18 protein-coding genes are annotated in these 17,261 nt (G+C 38.2%); 7 read left to right on the top strand and 11 right to left on the bottom strand.

From position 1 onward, the window contains the following. Positions 1-113: 113 nt before the first annotated feature. The 4 genes from ACFSY7_RS12240 to ACFSY7_RS12225 all read right to left on the bottom strand — a co-directional run bounded on the left by ACFSY7_RS12240 (position 114) and on the right by ACFSY7_RS12225 (position 3,052). Positions 114-1,589, bottom strand: coding sequence for a DUF5776 domain-containing protein (locus ACFSY7_RS12240; RefSeq protein WP_380148037.1), 1,476 nt, complete (start codon positions 1,587-1,589; stop codon positions 114-116). Positions 1,590-1,817: 228 nt separating this feature from the next. Beyond that, positions 1,818-2,423, bottom strand: a complete 606-nt coding sequence (pcp, locus tag ACFSY7_RS12235) for a pyroglutamyl-peptidase I (protein ID WP_380148036.1) — start codon at positions 2,421-2,423, stop codon at positions 1,818-1,820. Further along, entirely contained in the window at positions 2,398-2,865 is a 468-nt protein-coding gene (locus ACFSY7_RS12230; RefSeq protein ID WP_380148035.1) for a hypothetical protein, read from the bottom strand. The genes pcp and ACFSY7_RS12230 overlap by 26 nt, the downstream gene beginning before the upstream one ends. Continuing rightward, positions 2,858-3,052, bottom strand: coding sequence for a LysR family transcriptional regulator (locus ACFSY7_RS12225; protein ID WP_380148034.1), 195 nt, complete (start codon positions 3,050-3,052; stop codon positions 2,858-2,860). The genes ACFSY7_RS12230 and ACFSY7_RS12225 overlap by 8 nt, the downstream gene beginning before the upstream one ends. Before the next feature lie 168 nt (positions 3,053-3,220). On the opposite strand from ACFSY7_RS12225, the gene ACFSY7_RS12220 reads away from it, so the two are divergent. After that, positions 3,221-3,403, top strand: coding sequence for a hypothetical protein (locus ACFSY7_RS12220; RefSeq protein ID WP_380148033.1), 183 nt, complete (start codon positions 3,221-3,223; stop codon positions 3,401-3,403). Then, on the top strand, positions 3,400-3,681 hold the full coding sequence (locus ACFSY7_RS12215; protein ID WP_380148032.1) for an MFS transporter: 282 nt from the start codon (positions 3,400-3,402) through the stop codon (positions 3,679-3,681). Before ACFSY7_RS12220 ends, ACFSY7_RS12215 begins: the two co-directional genes overlap by 4 nt. A gap of 104 nt (positions 3,682-3,785) precedes the next feature. Here the strand turns inward: ACFSY7_RS12215 and ACFSY7_RS12210 are convergent, their stop codons facing one another. Beyond that, on the bottom strand, positions 3,786-5,573 hold the full coding sequence (locus ACFSY7_RS12210) for an ABC transporter ATP-binding protein (RefSeq protein ID WP_126991924.1): 1,788 nt from the start codon (positions 5,571-5,573) through the stop codon (positions 3,786-3,788). Continuing rightward, a complete protein-coding gene (locus ACFSY7_RS12205) occupies positions 5,566-7,296 on the bottom strand; it encodes an ABC transporter ATP-binding protein (protein WP_380148031.1) in 1,731 nt (576 codons plus the stop codon). Before ACFSY7_RS12205 ends, ACFSY7_RS12210 begins: the two co-directional genes overlap by 8 nt. A gap of 219 nt (positions 7,297-7,515) precedes the next feature. On the opposite strand from ACFSY7_RS12205, the gene ACFSY7_RS12200 reads away from it, so the two are divergent. Continuing rightward, complete coding sequence (locus tag ACFSY7_RS12200; protein ID WP_380148030.1) at positions 7,516-8,262, top strand: SDR family NAD(P)-dependent oxidoreductase; 747 nt, start codon at positions 7,516-7,518, stop codon at positions 8,260-8,262. Positions 8,263-8,374: 112 nt separating this feature from the next. Here ACFSY7_RS12200 and ACFSY7_RS12195 read toward each other — a convergent pair whose 3' ends face one another. Both ACFSY7_RS12195 and ACFSY7_RS12190 read right to left on the bottom strand, forming a co-directional pair. After that, positions 8,375-8,773: an alpha/beta hydrolase gene (locus tag ACFSY7_RS12195; protein ID WP_380148029.1), complete on the bottom strand. Its 399-nt coding sequence runs from the start codon at positions 8,771-8,773 to the stop codon at positions 8,375-8,377. Between the two features lie 38 nt (positions 8,774-8,811). Next, positions 8,812-9,105 carry an alpha/beta hydrolase gene (locus ACFSY7_RS12190; RefSeq protein WP_380148039.1) on the bottom strand — a complete coding sequence of 98 codons (294 nt, stop codon included), beginning with the start codon at positions 9,103-9,105 and terminating at the stop codon, positions 8,812-8,814. Positions 9,106-9,242: 137 nt separating this feature from the next. On the opposite strand from ACFSY7_RS12190, the gene ACFSY7_RS12185 reads away from it, so the two are divergent. Then, positions 9,243-9,716, top strand: coding sequence for a GNAT family N-acetyltransferase (locus ACFSY7_RS12185; RefSeq protein ID WP_380148028.1), 474 nt, complete (start codon positions 9,243-9,245; stop codon positions 9,714-9,716). Between the two features lie 97 nt (positions 9,717-9,813). On the opposite strand, the gene ACFSY7_RS12180 is transcribed toward ACFSY7_RS12185, so the two are convergent. Further along, the gene (locus ACFSY7_RS12180) at positions 9,814-10,578 is read right to left on the bottom strand and encodes a hypothetical protein (protein ID WP_380148027.1); all 765 of its coding nucleotides are present in this window, start codon (positions 10,576-10,578) and stop codon (positions 9,814-9,816) included. Between the two features lie 265 nt (positions 10,579-10,843). Between ACFSY7_RS12180 and ACFSY7_RS12175 the strand changes: the two genes are divergently transcribed. Then, positions 10,844-12,781 (top strand): bifunctional 2',3'-cyclic-nucleotide 2'-phosphodiesterase/3'-nucleotidase, encoded by a 1,938-nt coding sequence (locus ACFSY7_RS12175; RefSeq protein ID WP_380148038.1) that lies wholly within the window; start codon positions 10,844-10,846, stop codon positions 12,779-12,781. A gap of 148 nt (positions 12,782-12,929) precedes the next feature. On the opposite strand, the gene ACFSY7_RS12170 is transcribed toward ACFSY7_RS12175, so the two are convergent. Then, the gene (locus tag ACFSY7_RS12170; RefSeq protein ID WP_126991932.1) at positions 12,930-13,295 is read right to left on the bottom strand and encodes a DUF4181 domain-containing protein; all 366 of its coding nucleotides are present in this window, start codon (positions 13,293-13,295) and stop codon (positions 12,930-12,932) included. A 74-nt stretch (positions 13,296-13,369) separates the two neighbouring features. Here ACFSY7_RS12170 and ACFSY7_RS12165 point away from each other — a divergent pair, with 74 nt between their 5' ends. Both ACFSY7_RS12165 and ACFSY7_RS12160 read left to right on the top strand, forming a co-directional pair. Further along, positions 13,370-14,338, top strand: coding sequence for a S66 family peptidase (locus ACFSY7_RS12165; protein WP_380148026.1), 969 nt, complete (start codon positions 13,370-13,372; stop codon positions 14,336-14,338). 75 nt (positions 14,339-14,413) lie between these two features. Continuing rightward, the gene (locus tag ACFSY7_RS12160; RefSeq protein ID WP_380148025.1) at positions 14,414-14,782 is read left to right on the top strand and encodes a DUF4181 domain-containing protein; all 369 of its coding nucleotides are present in this window, start codon (positions 14,414-14,416) and stop codon (positions 14,780-14,782) included. 156 nt (positions 14,783-14,938) lie between these two features. On the opposite strand, the gene ACFSY7_RS12155 is transcribed toward ACFSY7_RS12160, so the two are convergent. After that, on the bottom strand, positions 14,939-16,963 hold the full coding sequence (locus ACFSY7_RS12155; protein WP_380148024.1) for a collagen-binding domain-containing protein: 2,025 nt from the start codon (positions 16,961-16,963) through the stop codon (positions 14,939-14,941). Between the last annotated feature and the right edge of the window lie 298 nt (positions 16,964-17,261).

The raw sequence follows: 17,261 nt of genomic DNA, 5'->3' as shown, positions 1-17,261 counted from the left end.
GGAATGGTAATTCCCAATTTATACATAAAAATAGAGAAGGTGATGTCAAATTCGACATCACCTTCTCTATTAAAGGCTGGAATTTTCACTTATGTCCCAGCCTCTCCAATTATTTAATGAAACCGTGCTTTATAAGCCGTAATATATTGGTTTTTCCCTACTTCTAAGCGTGGTGCGCCATCTTTTGTATAGCGTACGCCTTGAATCGTTAATTTTTTGCCAGCTCGTACAATTCGAAGCTTTTCATTCGCTTTAAAATTAACAGTGGAGAATACATTTAAATCTTGTGCTACTTTCACTTGTTTTGGATTGATATAATAATAATCCTTTATATTTGTCAGTACAGCACGTGTAATATCTTTACGTGCAGACAAATAATTGCCAGATGCTGTTTTTAAACGTGGTGTGCCACTAGCTGTGTACACAATGGATGCAATTTCAAATGTTGTATTTTTATTATATTTACGAATTTCATGTTTTTTAGTAAAATCTTTTGAATTATAAACAATTTGATAACGACGTAACAACACACGATCAGGAACGTTTGTAATGTACTCATTAATATCACTACGAACCTTTAAAACATTTTTACGATTTGCTGTTATATAATGCCCATTTTCTAATTTCAAGCGTGTTGTCCCATTTGCTAATGTTTTTACGCCTGCAATCTTAACAATTTTATTTTTCTTTAATGTACGAATCTTAGTTTTAAATGCCGCATCACGGTATTCACCTACATTTTCTTTAAGCACGACTTTACGTGGGTTTGTTGAATAATACAAACTATTTGAAGCTTGCGTTACCGGTGAATTCGTTGCTAATGGGGATTTCTTTAATAAATCACTTACTTTTTTACCCGCTGCTAATTTATTCGCATCAACAGGACCATTAATACCACTAATTATCGCGCGATCTGTATATTGCCATAAATCATAGCTATACGCGGGTTTCACAGAGCCATATCGTGGAATCCATGCAAAATCGGCTTTTTTCGTCTCTAAATTTAATTTATTATACATATGATGTGCAATGTATAAGCCAATTTGTTTATCAGTATGCTTACGTAATTCACTGACGTATGCATTAACGATTGTACGCATCGATTCACCAGATGTATTGGTCATTTCTTCTACGTCAATTACATAAAATTTTGCACTACTACTCGCACGATTAATTAAATTACGTGCCTCAATACGCGCATTCGCGCTTGATGATGCTTGCATATATGAATACACACCATATGGTACACCACTTGCTTTTGCACCTATTTCATATGTTTTATGCATATAATCTTCTACTGAACTACCATATTGCACACGAATAATCGCTAAATCCGTAGATTTTGCTACCTTCGCCCAATTAATATTCCCTTGCCATTTTGATACATCAATAATCATTCCTGTTGCGGCTTTTGTTTGAACACCTTTTGTATAGTCTGTCACATACGGTGTCTCTTCCCATTGAACTTTACCATCAGGCTTTCCTGACTGTTCATCAACTGCAGAAGCTGTTAATTGCAACTCACTTACGACGATGAAACAAAGTATGAAACTAAAAGCGACAACAAAAAATCGTATTATATTTTTCAATTTTTGTTGCTTCTCCCTTCTGATTTAACGCATCTTATCTCTATTTGCCCAACAAAAAAAGCCACGTAAAGACGTCGCTTTTGTCGACAGTGCAAGCTAGATGAAGTAATAGCTCACTGCTAAAACTTTTAAGATGTCTCGTCTCAACTTTAATGATATCAATTTTCTAGTAGTCCAATCGAACCTTTTTGTTAAATTTTTGATTAAATTTATGTTACAACTATCAAATTATCTAGTTTTTAACACTGTTTCAATAGCGATTTGTATCGTCGCCAATAAATCCCGATCATGCCACCCAGGCACATTACCTAAAGCGATGGCTAAATCAAAATTCGCCGGGATATGAATAAAGCCCGATGGAATTTGACGAGTGGCAGCATAGTGTAAGCCTTCATACATAATCGTATTGCATACATACGTCCCTGCTGTATTAGACACTTTCGCTGGGTAGCCTGCCTGCTTTAGGGTATCGACAATTTCTTGTACTGGAAGTGTCGAAAAATAGCTTGGTGCCTCTCCATCTCGAATTGCCTCTCCTTGTGGCGCATTGCCATCATTATCCGGCTCGTTACTATCACGCATATTAATTGCCACACGTTCTGGCGTTATATGAAAGCGTCCTACCGCAACACCTAATGAAATAATGCTATCCGGCTCAATATCCTCTATTAATTCAACAAAAGCTTGCTGTGCTTCTTTAAAAGAGACCGGTAAGATACGCCCGATAATATCGTATTCACCAATTTGCGTACCATTTAATGCTTCCACAATAGGCATCGTAGGGTTTACTTCATAATCTAAAAAAGGCTCAAATCCTGTTAGTAATAAGCGCATATTGCATGTCCTCCTCTAATTGCCATAATATTTTTTTGATTTGCAGAAGTACTTCATTGGTCGAATGCCTCGCAATCCACACTGTATCACGCTGTTGCGAAATTGGGAGTTCATGCGCGATAACATCCGTATAATGATATGCTTCAGCTAATCTTTCATTAAGCACCGTAATTGTTTGTGGCACCGTTAAAAAATCACGAATACTTTCAGGTGAAGGCAAAATTTTTACCGTTACCTGTTTTTGCCGTGCCTCTAGCCATGCCAAAACAGTTTGTGTATAGACACAATCGCGGTGAATAGCATACAGTATTAGTTCCTGTGCGGCTAATGTCTGCGTATAACGGTTATCTGATAGCACGGCAAATGTTTCCTCTGCTAGCCTGTCATACGTTAGCTCCTGAAAATGCTTCAGTGGATTTGTCGTAATCGCACAATCAAGCACTCTTCGTCATCAGCCGAGCATAGGCTTGCTGCTGTGTTGCTAAAAACTGCAAGTAAGCATCTCCTGCTGCTGTACGCTGTAAGCCAACCGGTGTTCGTTCAAAAACTTTAGCGTCTAACTCCTGCTCTAAACGCTTTATTTTCATCGACAATGCCGATTGCGAATAATTTGTATGGCGTGCGGTCAAACTTAGATTTTCGTCTACTAATAATTACTGTAACAACCCCCACTCCGCTTCTGCTTTTGTCACATCGTCATCCCTATCAATATTATTGATATCCCTCTTACTAAATGGTATTTCACAGTATTGTGAAATGTTTGTACACTTATAGTACACCAGAAAGCAGGGATTTTCATGTATCGTTGGTTTATCGTTGCCATCGCTACGCTTGCACTCACTGTTGGCTCCTTTGTTACCTCCTTTGTTACGTATGGTATGGGGACCATCGCCGCTTTTTATCAAGTCGATTGGCAACTCACACAATTTCAAACAGGCTTTATTTCTACAATGACAAATGTAGGACCCTATGTTCGATGATGATTTTTGGACGTTTAATGGACCGTTACGGCGAAAAATATGTCATCGGCCTCAGTGCCTTATTACTTGGACTTACCGCCGCATTGCTACCATTCGCTAGTTCGTATACAACACTACTTATCGGCGTCTTTATTGTTGGTTTATTTTATGGCAGTGCACAAACAGGTGGCAGTACGGTGAGTACAAAATGGTTTCCTAACGAGCACCGCGCTCACAATCAATTCTTTATTATTACGGCTCCTGCGTTATTTGGGCTTTTTGTCGATTGGAGTGATTAGGTGCCTTGATGCTTATCCTTGTAGCATGGCAATTATTGCATACTATTTTCAACAAAAAAACACGTTCAACATAACTTGAACGCGTCTTTTTGTTTACGTATTTTTTAATTTGCGAGCTTTGTTTGCATTGTATAATAAAAGCCTTGTTGCTTCATTAACTGTTGATGATCTCCGTGCTCATGAATCTCACCTTGCTGTAACACGAAAATTTGGTCTGCTTGCTCAATCGTTTTTAAACGATGGGCAATAACAAAGCTTGTACGGCCATGCATCAGATTATGCAGTCCTTTTTGAATATGCACCTCTGTACGCGTATCGACATTTGACGTCGCTTCATCTAAAATTAATACATCAGGGTCTTCTAAAATCGCACGTGCAATGGCAATTAGCTGCCGCTGCCCCTGGCTTAAATTTGTACCCCCAGAAGCAATTTGCGTATCATACTGTGCGGGTAAATGACGAATAAATTGATGAGCATACGCAATCTCTGCGGCCTGCTCTACTTCCTCATCCGTCGCGTCTAGCCGCCCAAAGCGAATATTTTCACGAATCGTTCCTGAGAATAAATACGTATCTTGCAGCACGACGCCTATATGGTCGCGTAAACTAGCGAGTTCATAGGCATTGATTGCTACATCATCAATCATAATGTCGCCAGCCTTAGCCTCATAAAATCGCGACAATAAATTAATAATCGTCGTTTTACCTGAGCCAGTAGGTCCAACAAAAGCAATCATTTCACCAGGCTTTGCATGGAAGGAAATATTTTTTAAAATCGGTTTATTTTCTTCATATTCAAAATCAACATTTTTGAATATGACATCCCCTTTGAGTTTATCAATTTTCTTCGTTGCAGGCTTCTCCAGTACTTCTTCCTCTTCATCTAATACTTCAAAAACACGCTCTGCACCAGCAATAGCTGATTGGAAAACATTCAGTAGATTAGAAAGCTGATTAATCGGTTGGAAAAATTGGCGTGTATACGTCGTAAAGGCGGCGATAACCCCAATTGTTGTATAACCTTTAACCGCAAGCAATGCACCGACACCAATGACTAATCCCAAGCCAACATTATTCATTGCATTATTGATAGGTCCCATAAAACCTGAAATCGTTTCTGCGCGAACACCCGCATGACGAAGCGCTTCATTTTTATGATGAAATTCCTCAACATGCTGCTTTTCCTTACCAAATAACGTCACGACCTCTGATGCACTAAGCGATTCCTCAACGAAACCATTTACCCCACCCAATGCTTTTTGGCGCGCACGATAATTAACACTTGAACGCTTAATAATTTGCTTCGATAAAAAGACAATTAATGGAATGACAGTCATAACAACAAGTGCTAAGCGCCAATCGAGCCAAAAAATCGCAATCGTTGTTCCAATAATCGTTAAGATGGCTGTTAAAATTTGCGTGACACTTTGCGTTAATGCCATATTTAAGCTATCAATATCATTGGTGACACGACTCATTAAATCGCCTTGTTGACGGCCATCAAAAAAGCGAAGCGGTAGCACCTGAATTTTTTTAAATAGTTTGCGGCGTATACGCTGAATCGTTTTTTGTGCCACATAAATCATGACAATCGTTTGGATATACGTGGCAATAAATAATCCCACATAGGTCGCACCTAATACGAGCGACATCGAAATCGTTCCCTGTATGTCTAGCTTCATAATATAATGATCGACGATATAACCAATCAGCCATGGTCCTGCAATTTTTAATAATGTCGCCACAAAAACGGTAATCATTGCGATAATAATACCGAGGCGCTGCTTTTGCATGTAGTGCCATAAGCGCTTGACAGTCGACAATTGATCTTTTGGCTTTTCAAACGTCATACTGCCAATACGCGGTCCTTTTTCTAACCCTGTTCTACTCATGCAGCACCCCTCCTTTTTCTAGTTGTGTTTCGACAATTTCTTGGTATACGGTATTCGTTGCAAGTAATTCTTCGTGTGTACCAAGCCCAGCCATTTCACCATTTTCTAACACAAGAATTTTATCCGCATGACGAATTGATGAAATTTTTGACGCCACAATAATTTTCGTTGCTGCCTCAAAATCACGTGCAATGCTTTGTTGAATTTTTTTCTCTGATACCGCATCGACTGCCGATGTTGTATCATCTAAAATTAAAATCGCTGGCTGTCGGATAAATGCCCGGGCCATCGCCAGACGTTGACGCTGCCCACCAGATAGATTGCGCCCACCTTGTGCTACTGGATGCTGTAGCCCATCATCAAATCGAGACACAAATTCAGAAGCTACCGATGCTTCGAGTGCATTCGCTAGCTCGCCCTCTGTCGCATCCTCACGTCCAAAGCGTAGTTGCTCTTCAATTGTGCCTGAGAGTAAAATGGCCTGCTGCGGGGCAAAGCCTATCGCCTGTCGTAATGTTTGTAAATCATACTGTTCAATTGGCCGATTATCGATTAACACACGTCCCTTTTGTGCTTCATACAGACGTGGAATTAATCGTACAAGAGACGTTTTGCCGCTTCCTGTCATACCAATAATGCCAAGTGTTTCATGTGGATTCAGTGTAAATGAAATATCTTTTAAGACATATTCATCCTTGTTATAGTAATAAAACGATACATCATCAAATTCAATCTTACCTTGAATCGGTGCCACAATCGCATCCGTAGGTGACTCAATTGTTGTTCGTGTATTCAATACACGCTGTAAACGTTTGGCACTTGGCACTGCACGTGCGATTTGAATTAGGACATTACTTGATGACATAATACCGTTCATAATAATTGTTAAATAATTGATAAACGCTAAAATAACCCCTACTTCTAATGTGTCATTTTCAACTTTAATGACGCCCATCCATAGTGCGACCATCATGCCAAGATTGATAATAAACATACTCAGTGGTGATAAAACGCCAACAACTTTTTCAGCATGAATCGAGCGTGCTGCTAGGTCATCATTAATCGCTGTAAATTGCGTTGTTTGATGTTTACTACGATTAAAAGCTTTGACAACACGTACGCCAGCTAAATTTTCTTGCATAAACGTATTTACACGGTCCATTTGCTTTTGAACTCGTCCAAACACCTTGCTTGAAAGCATTGTAAATACCACAATGAGGATAAGAAGAATTGGTACAATAATTAGTAATAATGAAAATAATTCACGCGCAGTAATAAAAACAATGACCACTGCACCAATAAATAATAGTGGACCACGAACAAATACTTTTAAAGTCATCAAAACCGCTTTTTGCAATGTTTCGACATCGCTTGTGACATTCGTAATAAGCGTCCCGACACCGATGTCTTGCTTATTTTTAGATGAGAAAAACATCGTAGCCGCAAAAACAGCCGCCCGTAAATCTGTCGCAAAATTAACAGCGGCACGCGACGCAAAAATAGAGCATCCGATGCCACCAATTAAGCCGCCAACCGCAGCCAAAATCATAAATAAGAACATTTTTAAGACATACCCATGGTTTTGCGTAGCAATCCCATCATCAATAATATGCTGCATAATGGTCGGTTGAATTAAATCCATCGTCACTTCAAACACCATAAATAATGGCGCTAAAATTGCGGCGACTTTATATGGTGCTAAATAACGAAATACAAATCCCATAAAAACCTCCCTTTCTTCCATTTAATACTATACTATTCTTTTACAATCGACGTAAGCATTACTTGATAACGATTTTCATTTAGTTATGCCGTATTATGCATGGAATTTGTTAATAGTTGTCAACCATATTGTTTAATGGTAAATTAAATTTAACTAGCAAGAGGTCCTAATTCGACGACCAGGGCCATACACATTTTAGTAGATAAAGGATGAATAGCGATGACAAAAGTTGCAATAATTACGGGCGCCGCTACCGGTTTAGGTCGCGCAACGGCCTTAAAACTTGCCACAAAAGGATATCATTTAGTGTTAGTCGACTTTAATGAAAAAGATGGGTTACAAACGACAGCTGATGCCAAAGCAATGGGTTCAGAAGTACATTTCGTTCAAGCAGATGTGTCCAATGAGGACGATGTAAAACGCTATGTGGCACGTGCAGTGGAGCTATTTGGGACAATTGACTATTTCTTTAATAATGCCGGGATTATGATTCCATTCCGTCTTTTACATGAGTATCCAGTGGAAGAATATAATCGCATTATGGATATTAATTTAAAGGGACCATTTTTGGGTATTAAGTATGTTATCCCCGTTATGCTTGAACATGGTGGTGGTACAATTATTAATACGGTGTCATCCAATTCCTTTAAACCAACTGCTTATAATGGTATCTATTCTGCTTCAAAACACGCATTAGCTGCCTTTACAAAATCGATTGGACAAGATTATCAGGACCAACATATTTATGCTGTTGGTGTCGCACCAAATACGATGCAAACAACGATTGCACAAAATGCGACTGTAACACTTGATGCGACAGTGGGCGCAGCAATTCATGCCTCAACAGGAAAAAATATCGCAGCAACAGCTGAAGAGGTTGCAGAATCAATGGTTTTTGCGATGGAAAATGGCAAGCTTTTAACCGGTTCGATTATTAACTGCGCTGGTGGCGAAATTTATAACTAATGACGGAACTTAACCTCGTCGCAATAGATGTTGATAACAGAAACAAGGAATCGCGCTTTTGCACGATTCCTTGTTTTCTTATCGTTTCCTTTGCTAACAATACTATTTCTCTTTACCAATCTAGGGTTTCTAAAAAATTGAAAATATCCTCGTTCAATTGTGCTGCATCTTCTCCGACCGTCATTAAATGGCCTGCATGTGAATAGCCGATTACGCGCTTATCTTCACTCGTTAAATGATCTAAAAGCAACTCCGCACTCGCTTTATACAATGGGCGATCTTGTCCACCATACAATAACCTTGCGGGTATGACTATTTTATCCACATTTGAATGCACCTCATCAATTAATGTAACAAGCGTCGTTAAAATTGCCTGTGCTTGTGCATTTAAAGGAGCCGCATGTGCTTCAATCTCCACTGCCGATAACCCTTCAAGCGCCAAATAACGCGTCACATAATTGTAAAAACGCTGTGGTAAAAAGGCAGCCGCATCGTGATTGGGTACAGACATTGTGACAATCCCTTTTACAGTTTCTTGTTGCGCGAGCTTTAATGTAAATAGGCCCCCATCGATACACCAATAACCGCAATATTTTGATACCCACGCGCCTGTAAATAATGAAAGCCCGCTTCCGCATCTTCCCACCACTGTCGTAAAGTCGTTTTTAAAAACTGGTCGGGTGCCTCACCATGACCGCGATATAATGGTACATGGCAAGTATACCCCCGGCTATTTAAATAGTTTGCTAATCGTTTCATATCACTCGTTGTACTTGTAAATGAATGCAGTAATAATACTGCACGTTCATCCCCTTCATAAAAAAGGGCTTTGGTGTTACGAATTTAATCATTGCCTTACCCTACCTTTGACTATATTATAAGCATTGTACTTGAAGGCGGTTTCATTTTCTAGAACAATAAACCAATTCAAGATAATATCGCGTGAATCTCATTAGTTACTACGTGAAAGGATGATTCCATTGCATTTAGAAAAATATACAGCACAGGATTTTGACGACTATTATGCGCTTGTTCGTGACGAAGCGGTTATGAAGTACATTACAGGTGAAGCACTGTCTAAAGATGATGCACAAGCCCGCTTTGCGAAAAGTATTCGCCAAAATGATGCACATGCTATTTTCGGTAGTTATAAAATCTTTATTGATCATACGTATATTGGCTTTGGCATGGTGATACTCGATGAAGTCAACAACGAGGCAGAAATCGGCTATATGCTATTTCCACAGTTCTTTAAAAAAGGCTATGGTCAGCAAATTGCTAACACATTAGTCGCACTCGCTCGCAAAACCACTATCCCAACCGTCATGGCAATGATTGACCCTGAAAACGATGCGTCGCGTAAAATTTTAACGCGAGCTGGCTTTGTGTCAGTAGAAGCAGGAATTGTCGATGGTATTCCAACCGAAATCTTCAAACAAACACTTCTCCCGTAGAGATTAGGACCATACAAAAAAAGAACCGCACGCAGATTAGCGCGATTCCTTTTTTGCACTTCGATAACCAAACCGAATAGTTCCACCTTGTCTCTTCCTATTTGTATAATGCTTGCCAAGAGGTGAGATGATGCACGCCAATTGGCAACTGTGCTTGTGCATAAACGTTTTCTAATTGTTGTTCAAAATACGCTGGCGTTTTATTCGCAAAGCTAATGTAATCACCTTCCTCTGATGGATGTGTTTCCACCGCGATGGTTAGCGATTTCTCTTTCTTCGCTGCATACGCACGTTCACTTTTCGTAATTTCTAAAATCGCGGCGGCTGTATCACGGTAGGCCATGACCGCGACTTCATCTGTTTGACGAATCACAAACTGTGACACAAGACCTTTACCGTATCGATTGTCATACCATACTTCATCATACCAAAATGGAATATCTGCCTCTAGCGATAATCCCTGCTCATTCGTCATCGCACGATAGGATTTTAAGATTGCAAAATAATTTTCAAATAAGCTTTGTTGTTGCTGTTCGTATGTTTTCAACGTATACGGCTCTATATCAAGATGCACACCCTTGAAGAGTTGATACTGTTGTTGGACTTGCGCAATCCATTTCTTTGTATACTGTGCTTGCGATGGCGTTTGTGCCCATGTACTTGCGCCATCTAATGCGTAGACTGCTATATGATGTTGCTGTGCTCTTTCACTAAATAGGATGTATTCTTCTATTGGTAGCTCAGTGTCAACTTGTACATATACTTTTGTAACATGCTGCACTTCAAGCATTTCCATATCGATGTCATTTAATAAGCTGACATCCCAAATCCACGTTGATTTTGGAATGTTTTTTGCAATCATCGCTTCACTCCTTGTCATCATTGGCGTCATCATAATCAACAGACTACTAACAAGAAATACTAATTTTATCCGCACTGCCCCACATCATTTCCACTTTAATAATAAAATTGTCAAAAAAGACCTTAATTACAATAAAACTATATTCTTTTAGTCTTAACTACGCTATATTACAAGAAGGAACTGAATTTTACAACTATTTTAAAGGTAGGTTTTATGTATGGGAAATCATCGACAAAAGAAAAGTGTAATAGCACTCGCAGCAGTAATGAGTATGAGCTTAGTTGTGCCTACATTAGCAGATGCAAAAACAACAACGGCGAACGTGGACTTTCGCATTATGGAAACAACAGACGTGCATACTAATTTAATGAATTATGATTACTATAAAAATGCTGAAACAGATACAGTGGGTCTTGTTAAAACTGCTACCCTTGTACATGAAGCACGTAAAGAAAATAAAAACAATGTGCTTGTAGATAATGGTGATACGATTCAAGGTACTCCACTCGGTACATTTTTTGCTAAAGTAGAACGTATTAAAAAGGGTGAAGTACATCCTAGCATTGCCGCAATGAATGCGATGCGCTATGATGCGGCTACTTATGGTAACCACGAATTCAACTACGGTCTTGGCTATTTAAAAGAAGTGTATAATGACGGGAACTTCAAACGCGTCAATGCCAATGTCTATGTCGATGACCATGACAAAAACGATAAAAATGATAAAAATAAATTTACACCGTATTCTATTGTTAAGAAAAAAGTAAAAGATTCAAAAGGGAAATCACATGTCATTAAAGTCGGCTATATCGGCTTTGTAGCACCACAAATTATGAACTGGGATCAAACGAATTTGACAGGCAAAGTCAAAGCGAAGGACATCGTTGCGACAGCGAAAAAATACGTCCCTGAAATGAAGAAAAAAGGGGCGGATGTGGTCATTGCGATGGCACACTCAGGCTTTAATGCAGATGTGACAAATAACGAGGACGTTATCTATGCCTTAACAAAAGTAAAAGATATTGATGCTGTGACATTCTCACATACACACCAAGTGTTCCCAGCAAAAGACGAAGCATCACTTAGCTCATCATTTAAGGATAAAGATGGCAAGCTACTGCCTGGCGTTAACAATAAAAAAGGAACAATTAATGGCGTTGCGGCTGTACAAGCGGGATACGGTGGTGCAGAGCTTGGCATTATCGATTTAAAATTAACAAAATCAAAAACGAATAAATGGAAAGTCGTATCATCAAAATCACACACACGTAATGCGAAGAGCACACGCGTGGCCAAAACCGTATCTTCAATTTTAAAAACAAGTCATGAAAAAACAGTAGAGTACGTCAATACATCAATCGGCACAACAACCGATGATATCCATAGCTTCTTTGCGCTTGTGAAAGATGATCCATCTATTCAAGTCGTAACAAACGCACAAAAATGGTATGTTGAAAAAATCGTCGCAAATGATCCGAAATTAAAAGACCTACCGATTTTATCAGCCGGCGCACCATTTAAAGCAGGACGTAATGGCCCACAAGAATATACAGAAATTAAAGAAGGCGAATTAACAATCCGTAGTGCCGCTGATTTATACTTATACGATAATACGTTAAAAGCCGTACAAGTGTCTGGCGCAACAGTAAAAGAATGGTTAGAGCGCTCTGCTGGTCAATTCAATCAAATCGACCCGAATAAAACAACTGAGCAAGCACTTATCAATAGCGACTTTAGACCATATAACTTTGATGTTATTGATGGTGTAACATATGAAATTGATGTGACACAGCCATCAAAATATGATCCAGATGGCCTTTTAATTAACCCAACAGCAAACCGTGTTAAAAATCTATCATACAATGGTAAACCAATTGATGAGAACCAACAGTTTATCGTCATTACAAATAACTACCGCGCAACAGGCGGCGGGAATTTTGCAGGCGTGAAAACAAGCCCTGTCGTAGTCGATAGTCAAGATGAAAACCGCCAAGTATTAATGGATTATATTTCAGAGCAAAAAGAAATCGTTCCAACAGCTGATAACAACTGGTCATTAGCTAAAATTGCTGGCAAGCCAAATGTGACTTTCACATCTTCTCCAGCGGGTGCTAATTATTTAGAAGAAAATAGCCCATATAGTTATACAGGCAAAACAGATGCTAAAGGTTTTGGTATTTTCACGATTGATTTATCAAAATAAGCCTATAAAAAAGCGGCTGGACATACATGTAAAAACAACTGCTCCTATGAGCATAAGAAAAACCGGAATCGCGCTGTGGCGCGATTCCGGTTTTTCGTTGCGAACGCTAAAAAATGAAAATGCCGTGTTTTGTCTCAGTCTCTTTTTCTTATCCGATACGATCAATAATAACAAAGAACACTAACATATACACAAATGTCACACCGTAAATAATATATTGTTTATTTTCTTTTCGATAACGGTATTCAAAAAACATACGTGAGCCAACAAATAATACTAGAAATGCATAGATTGAAAACGGACGTGTATTTTGCACGATAAACATTTCAATCATTAACACAATTAAAAAGACAATATAAAACATGCGCTCTAATTGTTTTTGCCACATATTAACGTGAACGTATTTTCCTGCAGGTTGTGTTGGAATATTAAATTTCTTCGTAACAAATTTTGTTACGACAACCATAATAAGCACTGCTAAAATAAAAAATAAAATCCAGCCTAATAAATCCATCTTGTGATTGTACTCCTTTTCATTTACCTATATACTAATACTATTTACAAAAACTTTATACAGGGGGCGTTTCCATGATTGTTCCATCAAAATTACAACAAGGTGATGAAATTCGTATCATTGCACCAAGCACCAGCGCTAAAATTTTAGGGGACACCGGTGTGGACAAAGCAAAAGCGCGATTAGAGGAAATGGGCTTTGTCGTCACATTTGGTCAGCATATTTATGAATCCGACCTTTTCAGTTCCTCTTCTATTGAAAGTCGTGTCGATGATATCCATGCAGCCTTTAGTGATCCCAACGTGAAGGCGATTTTAACAGCTATTGGTGGCTTTAGTAGCAATGAAATCTTACCATATCTTGATTATACACTGATAAAGAAAAACCCGAAAATTCTTTGTGGCTTTAGTGACATTACCGCTCTTGCAACTGCAATCACAACGAAATCCGAGTTCATTACATACTCTGGTCCACATTTCTCGACATTCCAAATGGAAAAAGGTCGCTCATATCACGAGCAGAATTTTCTGAAATGTCTGACTTCAAGTGATTCCTACAGTGTCACAGCTTCCTCTTATTGGAGTGATGATGAATGGTATCTCGATCAGGAAAATCGCCGTTTCGAACAAACAAACTGGAAAGTATTTAATGAAGGTGAGGCTTGCGGACAAATATTCGGTGGTAATTTAAGCACTTTAAATTTATTACAAGGCACACCTTATATGCCAAGTGGCTTTGATAAAAAAATACTCTTTATTGAAGATGATTACGAAACACGCCCACAGATTTTTGCGCGAGATTTAACCTCGCTTTTACAAAGCATTCATAATGTACAAGCACTCGTTATTGGGCGATTCCAACGCGCTTCTCAAATGACGGACGAGGACATCGAATTCATTTTAACGAAAATTCCATGCGTAAAAGACATCCCTGTTCTTTATAATGTGGACTTTGGGCATACACAGTCTATGTTCACGTTCCCAATTGGCGGCACAGTAAAAGTAGATACATCGTCGAAAAAGCTAGATTTTTGGCGTTTTTAGCATGACCTATACTTCTTTATGGACGCCTCTTTTCATTGTCACTTATAATAGCACTATGTGAAAGAGGTGGAGACGTTGAATTTCATTTTTACGATTTTGATTTTATTAATTGCATCGTATATTTTAGAAATCGCTGTGCGAAAGCAATTTAAAGTACCAAAAAGTATTTTATCGATTGCACCTGTCAACCAAGTACATAGAATTGGAAAAAACATTTTGATGTTCGCATTACTCGCAATTGTCGTTATTAGCTTTGCGACCGAATACCATATTTTATGGTTATTCTTAATTGTTTTATTCGTTCAGTATTTGTTTGATATTATTATGCAATATAAATATATTCGTGAATCCCGTGAACATTTAATTAATATTTTCTTTTTAGTTTTTTATGGACTCGCAGCAATTGTCATTCTTTATTTCAATCCGGCAATTATTATGCAATAACTCAAAAAGACTGGGAAATCTATTTCAATTTCATAATAGGTTCACAACAAAAAGCAGGAATCGCCCCGAAGCGACTCCTGCTTTTCTTATACTTATCTTTTGTCGGCCGGACATGTCTCATTGTCCTAGCCGCTTTTTTATTTTATATTAATTGGATTAGTTCTTTTTACGACGACCTGCGATTAGTGCCATTGCACCTACAAATAATGCACCTAAACCAAGACCAGCCGCTGCTGCAGTGCCTTCACCTGTTTGAGGTAAACCAGTACCATTGCCTTGTTCTGTACCTTGTTGTGCAGTAACAGTAGCATTTTGTGTACCTGTAGTTGTAGCGTTGTTAGAATCGCTATCACTTGTTGTTTCATTATCTGGCGTTGTATCTTCGTCACCTGTAGATGTTGTTGTACCAGAAGTTGAATCTGAATCAGAGCTATCTGTTGTAGATTCGTTTTCTGAATCTGATTCTGAATCATCTGTTGGTGATGCTGAGTCTGATTCAGTGTCTTCGCTTGTTGATTCTGATGATGAGTCTGATTCAGAGTCTTCGCTTGTTGATTCTGATGATGAGTCTGATTCAGAGTCTTCGCTTGTTGATTCTGATGCTGAATCTGATTCAGAGTCTTCGCTTGTTGATTCTGATGCTGAATCTGATTCAGAGTCTTCGCTTGTTGATTCTGATGATGAGTCTGATTCAGAATCTTCGCTTGTTGATTCTGAATCTGAATCTGAACCTGGTTCATCCTCTGTCACTTTTTTACCTTGGAAATCCCAACGGTGTGTTTCACCAGCACCTAAGAATTTATTAACGATGATTGAACCATCGATATTTGATGTGCCGTGTAAAGAAGCATCAGTTGCTAAAATTGTACCTTGCCATGTATTTTTTAATTCAATTAAACCTGCAAATTGTTCGAAATTCCAAAGAACAGTTGAATCTGTGAAGTTTTCAGTTTCTTTATTTGAACGTTTTTCGCCATCTGCATATTCTAAGAAAATTTGTTTTTGAACTTCTAATTTTTGTGCAGCATTATCTGCTTTAACGTTGATGATTACGCTAGCATCTTTTGGAATATTTGTTAATGTAAATGTACCAGAGCTATCAATTAAATCAGTAGCATCTAGGTTTAAAATAATTTGACCGTTTTCTTTTTCGTATTTTGAAATATCTAATGTATAATTAGAGCCTGATTTTTCAACTACAGCTGTTTTTGTTGCACCATTCGATAATTTTTCTGAAGTCGCACGTAATTGTGAGAATTCTTTATCAAAATTAATGTATGTTGTATCAGCTGAATCTTGCTCAATATTTTTAATTGCATCTAGTTTTTTTCCATCTAATGTGTACGCATTGCCATTATCTGTTGTAGCGACAGCAAAATCTTTACCTACTACTAATAATGTATCACGATTCGCTACACCTGATGAACTGTTTAACGTAACACCGTTTGCAACTGATTGGATATACGAAATATCCCCAATTTTATTTTGATATTCTGCTTCATCTTTAATATTTGTACCAAAGTTTGCATTTGCACCTGTTAATTTCCCAATTGCAACATTACCATTTGTATGTGTTGCTAAATTTGCTTCATTGGCAAAGATATGGAAGCTTTGTGCAGTACCTAGTAAGTTTTCATCTGGGTTTGTTTTTACTTTATCTTGAATATCTTGTTTCACGTCACCTGCCGCAGGAACTTTTTCAGCAACTGCTTTTGTTTGTGCTACTGCTTGTGTTTTAACGACGGCTTTTTGTACATTTGTTTGTACTTTTTCAGTTGTTGCAGGAGTTGAATTTTCTTTAGCTGGAGCCTCAACTGGCGTTTCAGTCTCTACTGCTGGCGCTTGTGCTGCAGGAGTTGTTTCTTGTGTTTTCACTTCAGCTTGTGGCGCTTCTTTTGCTGGTGTTTCTACTACTGGTTGTTCTTTTGCAGGAGTTGTTGCTTCTTCAGTTGCTTTTTCAGTTGTTTCTTCAGTTGTTTCTTCAACTGGTGCCTCTACTGCTGGTGTTTCTGTTTGAACTTGTTCTGTGATTACAGGAGTTGTTGTGTTAGCATCTGTTGCTTGAGTTTGTTCAACTGCTTGTGTTTCTGCTGCTGAAGCATTCATGATGCCACCTAAGCTATTTGTAATAGCTGTTAATGCCAGTACAGCTGTTGATGCACGGTATAATGACTTATTCATAATTCTTCTCAACCTCTATCTCTATATAATAGTATTAAGGAATCCTTAATACTTCCATGTCTTATTATAAGACTAAATATTCTTTTTAAAAATATTTTTTAAATTTAATATAAAATTTTTACAAAGAAAATCATAAAAATACATATTTTTTCAACAAAAAGAATCATAAATTTTAGAAAACCTGATTTTTTTAAACAGATAGATTGTCAAATTAACTGCACCACTTCACATTCAAATGCATCCTGTGTGGTATTCCAGTTGAGGCACTTTCTTGGTCGATTGTTGATCAATGAAAGTG

It is taken from the genome of Kurthia populi (genome assembly GCF_042686175.1).
Classification (GTDB): Bacteria; Bacillota; Bacilli; order Bacillales_A; family Planococcaceae; genus Kurthia; species Kurthia populi.
This window is presented reverse-complemented; position numbering and strand designations above follow the sequence as displayed.